Source organism: Actinomycetes bacterium, from assembly GCA_035489715.1.
In the GTDB taxonomy this organism is placed as follows: domain Bacteria; phylum Actinomycetota; class Actinomycetes; order JACCUZ01; family JACCUZ01; genus DATHAP01.
The window spans coordinates 1-6,155 of record DATHAP010000112.1; the positions used below are offsets into that span (position 1 = coordinate 1).

Here is a 6,155-nt window from a genome sequence, read left to right on the forward strand (position 1 = left end):
GTGCACCGGTTCCGCGCTGCCCTGCTGGCGCTCGGACTGGTCCTCGTCGCAGCCGCCGCCGGCACCGGCATCCTGGCCGAGCGCGGCCGTGGCCTCCTCGACCACGACCTGAAGCTCGCCGGCGCCTCCCGCGTCACCGCCCTCGACGACTACGCCGAGCGGGCCAGGGCCGTCACCCTGGTCGCCTCCCACTCCGACGCCTTCGCGGACTTCTACGACGCCCCGGGCACCCGGGCACAGCGGATCGCCGGCACCGTCGGCGAGGAGGGCCTCGCCGAGGGGATCCACCAGGCGCTGTCGGACCTCGGGGTCCTCTTCGCCAACGACATCAGCGGGGCCGGCTTCATCGACCGCAGCGGGGCCGAGAACGCCGTGGTCGTCGAAGGCCGGGACGTCGACGCCGAGGACCTCGCCACGGACCGGAGCGACCTCCCGTTCTTCGACCGGGCGTTCGAGCTGCCCTACGAGAAGGTCTACCAGTCGGCGCCCTACCGCTCGCCGCACACGGACGAGTGGGTCGTGTCCTTCGCGGCCAAGGTGGCCAGGTCGGCCAACGTCTCTCCGGCGGTCGTGCACTTCGACGTGCCGGTCGAGAGCTTCCGGCTGGCCGTCTACCCCGAGGACGCGGCCTACCGGGTCCGGGTCGTCGACCTGCTCGACGGGCGGGTCCTCATCGACAGCAAGCACCCTCAGGACGTCGGGGTGCCGCTCGGCCAGCCCGACGACAAGTCGCTGCGCTGGGTGCAGACCGCGCGCGACGGCTCGGCCCGCTCGACCGGCGACCAGCGCCACGTGACCGAGCACGCCCGGACAGCCTCCAACGTGGCCTCGTCGTGGGCGGTGGTCGTGTCCGTCAAGGGCGCCACCGGGCCGTGGGCGGCGCCGACCAGCCTGGGCCCGGTCGGCCTGCTCGCCGGCGGCTGCTTGCTGCTCGCACTTTCCGTCGTCGGCTACGCCCGGCACGGTCGCCAGATGCACCGCACCGCCCGGCGGGACGAGCTGACGCTGCTGCACAACCGGATGGCGGTCCGCGAGATCGCGGACGCCAACCTGATCCGTGAGCGCAGCCTCGCGGTCATCCTCTTCGACCTCGACCGCTTCAAGCACGTCAACGACTCGCTCGGGCACCACGCCGGTGACCGGCTGCTCGCCGTCATCGGCCGCCGCCTGGCCGACGTGGTGCGAGACGCCGACGACGTCGTGGCGCGGCTGGGCGGCGACGAGTTCGTGGTCCTGGCCCTCGGCCTGCGCGACATGGCCGCGGTCCGCTCGATGTGCGAGCGGATCAGCCGGGCCGTCACCGAGCCGGTCACGATCGACGGCCTCGAGGTGTCGGTCGGTGCCAGCATCGGCGTGGCGCTCGCCCCCGACCACGGCGGGGACTTCGGGCAGCTGCTGCAGAGCGCGGACATCGCGATGTACGACGCCAAGCGCCGCCGGTCGGGCTGGCAGGTCTACCGCGACGACCTCGCCCGCGGTGACCGGGAGGAGCTGGAGCTGGACTCCGACCTGCGCCGCGGTGTCGACGCCGGCGAGCTCGAGATCCACGTCCAGCCCTCGTTCGAGATCGCGTCCGGCCGCCTGGTCCGCGCCGAGGCGCTGGTCCGGTGGCGCCACCCGGTCCGCGGGCTGCTGATGCCCGGGCAGTTCGTGCCCCTGGCCGAGGCGACCGGCACCATCAAGGGCGTCACCCGCGTCGTGCTCGCCCAGTCGCTCGACGAGGTGGTGCGCTGGCGGTCGCAGGGCCACGACGTCGCCGTGTCGGTCAACGTGTCGGCACACGACGTCAACGACGAGTCGTTCGCCGACCTCGTCGTCGCCGAGCTCGCCTCACGGGACCTCCCCGGCCGCGCCCTGGTGCTGGAGCTGACGGAGACCGCCCTCCTCGCCGACCCGGAGGCGGCCACGCTCGGGCTCCAGCGGGTCGTCGCCGCCGGCGTCACGGTCGCTGTCGATGACTTCGGTGCGGGCTACGCGAGCCTGCTCTACCTGCGTCGCTTCCCGATCTCGGTGCTCAAGCTCGACCGCTCGCTCGTGCAGGGCCTCACGGTCAGCTCCACCGACGCGGCCCTGGTCCGCTGGACCATCGAGATGGCGCACAGCCTGGGGGTCACCTGCGTCGCCGAGGGGGTGGAGGACGTCGAGACCCTGCGCGCCCTCGCCGATCTGGGCTGCGACGAGGCCCAGGGCTACTACCTGCAGCGGCCAGGCCCGGCCGCCGACTTCGTCGCCGACCGGCGGGCCACGGTGGAGCCCGCCACCTAGTCGCCCAGTCGGACGAGCAGCGCGACCGGGAGGTCGCCCAGCAGGTCGGCCACGGCGACCGTGGCGTCGTACGACCTGCCGGTCAGCTCGTCGCGCCACCGTCCGTCGCGGAGCCGGATCGTCGCCCGCCCCCAGCCCTCCTGCCCGGTGGTGAGCCGCGACACGACGGTCACGACCGACCCCGCGCGCGAGAAGGCGATGGCGTGCGGCGTACCCGTGTCGACGGGGTCGTACGTCGCCGAGGCCCCGAACCAGGCCGGCTTCGCCCTGCGCAGCCGGAGGGCCCGTGAGACCACCAGCAGCTTCTCGTCGTCGAGGTCCTGGGGCGGCTCGCCCTCGTCGAGCGCCGCCAGCCGGGCCAGCCGGGCGGCCCAGTCGACCGGCCGCCGGTTGTCCGGGTCGACCAGCGCAAGGTCGACGAGCTCGCAGCCCTGGTAGACGTCGGGCACGCCGGGCACCGTGAGCGCGAGCAGCTTCTGGCCGAGCACGTTGGCGCGGAACGGTGACGCCAGCCGGTCGACGAAGGCCGTGACCTGCGCCCGCACCGCCTCGTCACCCACGACCCGCTCGGCGAACTCGCGCACCGCCCCGTCGTAGTCCTCGTCCGGCTCGGTCCACGTCGTGTGGCGCTTGGCCTCCCGGGTGGCCTTCTCCAGGTAGCCGGCCAGCCGGGCGGCGTCGATCGGCCAGGCCCCCACGACGGTCTGCCAGATGAGGTACTCGGTGTTGGCGTCGAGGCGGCCAGGGCGGACCGGCGCGGTCGACTCCCGCCACCGGGTCACCGCCGTCGCCCACTCGCCCGGCAGCTCGCTGAGCACGGCGAGCCGGGCCCGCACGTCCTCGCTGCGCTTGGTGTCGTGGGTGGACAGAGTCGTCATCGCGGCCGGCCAGTCGGCCTGCTGGCGCGCGCACCAGCGGTGCAGCTCGTCCGGCTCGACGCCGAAGTGGGCCGGGTCGCCCCCGACCTCGTTGAGGGCGGTGAGGCGCAGCCACCGGTAGAACGCGGTGTCCTCGACGCCCTTGGCCATCACCGGGCCGCAGGTCTGCTGGAAGCGCACGACGAACTCGTCCCGGTGCGGGCCGCGCCCGAGGTCGCCCGACGCCAGCCCGACGACGAGGTCCAGCGTCCCGAGCCGGTCCTCGGCGAGGTGCCCGGCGGCGGCAGCCGCCGCGGCCTCCAGGACCTCCCGGGACGCCACAGGCGCCGGCTCGCCCGGCACCACGTAGGCCCGGTAGACCGGCATCGCCGTGAGCAGCTCCACCAGGGCCTCGCGGATGCCGCGCCGGGTGTGGTCGCGCAGGGCGAGGTGGTCGTGGCAGATCGCGGCGGCAACCTCGACCAGCCGGGCCACCTCGGCCTGCAGCCCGTGCTCGACGACGAAGCGCTTCGCCTCGCCGACGACGCCGGCGAAGTCGCCGGGCTCGCCGGTCAGCCGGGTGTAGAGCTCGGTCAGCGGCGCCGCGCCGGCCGGGTCGACGAGGGCGCCGCCGATGCGCTGCAGCGCGTCGTAGCCGGTCGTGCCGGCGCACGGCCAGTCCGTCGGCAGCGGCTCGTCACCCTCGAGGATCTTCTCGACCACCACCCACGCGTGGTCGGTCGCCCGGGCGAGCCGCCGGATGTACCCCCGCGGGTCGGCCAGCCCGTCGGGATGGTCGATCCGCAACCCGTGGATGCGGCCCTCGGAGACCAGCGCCAGCAGCACGGCGTGCGTCTGGGCGAAGACCTGCTCGTCCTCGACCCGGAGCCCGGCCAGGGTGTCGATGTCGAAGAACCGGCGGTAGTTGAGCTCCTCGTCACCTACCCGCCAGTGCGCCAGCCGGTAGAACTGCCGGTCGAGCAGCTCGGGCAGGGGCAGGTCCTCGGTGCCGGGCCGGACGGGTAAGACGTGGTCGAAGTAGCGCAGGACCGGCTCGCTGGACCGCCCACCGGTCCGGTCCAGGGTGATCTCGCCGTCGGCGACCACCTCGCCGATCCGCCGGCCGAGCACCGGCATCAGCACGGCTCGCTCCTGCGCGGCCCAGTCGACGTCGAACCACCGCGCGTACGGCGACGCCGGGCCGTTGCGCAGCACGGACCACAGTGCGGCGTTCAGGCTGGCCGGGGTCGGCACCGCCATGTGGTTGGGCACCACGTCGACGACGACCCCCATGCCCAGCCCCGCGGCGGCGTCGGACAGCCGGCGGAAGCTCTCCGCGCCGCCGAGCTCGTCGTTGAGGTGGCTGTGGTCGACCACGTCGTACCCGTGCGTGGAGCCCGGCGCCGCCTGCAGCACGGGGGACAGGTAGACGTGTGAGACGCCGAGGTCGTGCAGGTAGGGCAGCACGGCCGTCGCGTCGTCGAAGGTGAACTCCGGCCGGAGCTGCAGCCGGTAGGTCCCGGTCGGGACGTCAGACAACGCGGCGCAGCACGAGGATCGATCGGGACTCGACCGAGAGGGCCTCGCCGGCCTTGGCGGTCGGCCGGTCGAGCACCAGCGGGGCCGACGTGTCGAGCACCGCCTCCCAGCGCTCGCCGTAGACCTCACGCGGGACGGTGAAGTCCATGTCGTCGTGGTGCCCGTTGAAGAACATCAGGAACGAGTCGTCCCTGACCCGCTCGCCGCGGCCGTCCGGCTCGGCGATCGCGTCACCGTTGAGGAACACTGCCAGCGACCGGGCGTAGCCCACCTGCCAGTCGCCTGCGTTCATGTGCTCGCCGGCCGGCGTGAACCACGCGATGTCGCCGAGCTCGCTCTCCGACCCGCGGGCCGGGTCGCCCTGGAAGAAGCGGCGGCGGCGGAACACCGGGTGGTCGCGGCGCAGCGTGGCGAGCTGCTCGACGAAGTCGGTCAGCGCCCAGTGCTCCCGCGCCTCGGCCCAGTCCACCCACGCGACCGGGTTGTCCTGGCAGTAGACGTTGTTGTTGCCCTCCTGGGTGCGACCCAGCTCGTCGCCGTGCAGCACCATCGGCACGCCCTGGCTCAGGAACAGCGTGGCCAGGACGTTGCGCTTCTGCCGCTCGCGCAGGCTGAGCACCTCGAGGTCGTCGGTGGGGCCTTCGACACCGCAGTTCCAGGACCGGTTGTGGCTCTCGCCGTCGTTGTTGCCCTCGCCGTTGGCCTCGTTGTGCTTCTCGTTGTACGACACCAGGTCGGTCAGGGTGAAGCCGTCGTGCGCCGTGGCGAAGTTGATGCTCGCCAACGGCCGCCGCCCGTCCTCCTGGTAGAGGTCGGCGCTGCCCGTGAGCCGTGAGGCGAACTCCGCCAGCGTCGCCGGCTGACCACGCCAGAAGTCGCGCACCGTGTCGCGGTACTTGCCGTTCCACTCGGTCCACAGCGGCGGGAAGTTGCCGACCTGGTAGCCGCCCTCGCCGACGTCCCACGGCTCGGCGATCAGCTTGACCTGGCTGATGACCGGGTCCTGCTGGACCAGGTCGAAGAAGGCGGACAGCCGGTCGACCTCGTGGAACTGGCGGGCCAGTGTCGACGCGAGGTCGAACCGGAAGCCGTCGACGTGCATCTCGAGCACCCAGTAGCGCAGCGAGTCCATGATCAGCTGCAGCACGTGGGGATGGCGCATGAGCAGCGTGTTGCCGGTGCCCGTGGTGTCGTAGTAGTGCTCCGGGCTGCCGTCGACCAGCCGGTAGTAGGCCTGGTTGTCGATGCCGCGGAAGGACAGCGTCGGGCCCATCTGGTTGCCCTCGGCGGTGTGGTTGTAGACGACGTCGAGGATCACCTCGATGCCGGCCGCGTGCAGGTCACGGACCATCGCCTTGAACTCGAGCACCTGCTGGCCGCGCTGACCGCTGGACGAGTAGGCGTTGTGCGGGGCGAAGAAGCCGATGGTGTTGTAGCCCCAGTAGTTCGACAGGCCACGGTCGACGAGCGGCGCGTCCTGGACGAACTGGTGCA

At 72.7% G+C, this 6,155-nt stretch carries 3 protein-coding genes; 1 reads left to right on the forward strand and 2 read right to left on the reverse strand.

The genetic code is table 11. The annotated features are described in order from the left end of the window. On the forward strand, nt 1-2,265 hold a 2,265-nt coding region (locus VK640_08820), incomplete at its 5' end, for a bifunctional diguanylate cyclase/phosphodiesterase (GenBank protein HTE73287.1). Here the strand turns inward: VK640_08820 and treY are convergent. Beyond that, a complete protein-coding gene (gene treY / locus VK640_08825) occupies nt 2,262-4,661 on the reverse strand; it encodes a malto-oligosyltrehalose synthase (protein HTE73288.1) in 2,400 nt (799 codons plus the stop codon). The two genes, VK640_08820 and treY, sit on opposite strands and share 4 nt — an antisense overlap. After that, a partial coding sequence (glgX, locus tag VK640_08830; GenBank protein ID HTE73289.1) for a glycogen debranching protein GlgX occupies nt 4,654-6,155 on the reverse strand: 1,502 nt, incomplete at its 5' end. The genes treY and glgX, both read right to left, overlap by 8 nt.